1 protein-coding gene is annotated in these 246 nt (G+C 42.7%); it reads right to left on the minus strand.

Features of this window, described 5'->3' with window-relative positions:
* Nucleotides 1–246: Rib/alpha-like domain-containing protein (locus tag LQ677_RS14630; RefSeq protein ID WP_239705922.1), on the minus strand; the 246-nt coding region annotated here is incomplete at both ends.

Consider the following 246-nt stretch of genomic DNA (forward strand, 5'->3'; position numbering starts at 1 on the left):
GTTCTCCTACTGTTACAGGTACTTTTATGTGATCTTCTGTTCCATCTGGATATGTCACTGTCACATCTACTTCTGTTGTGCCTGGTGTGTTACCATCTGGTAATTGTGTTTCGTCATCCACCGTAATTGTTGGTTGTTCTTTATCCGCTGGATAGTCTGGGATTGTCACTGAACCTGTTACATCGTCTGTTGTCGTTGGTGTGCCATTGTCTTTTGTTACACCGTCTGTTGTTGGTTCATAAGCAT

The organism is Mammaliicoccus sp. Q-M61, from assembly GCF_022386055.1.
Classification (GTDB): Bacteria; Bacillota; Bacilli; order Staphylococcales; family Staphylococcaceae; genus Mammaliicoccus; species Mammaliicoccus sciuri_A.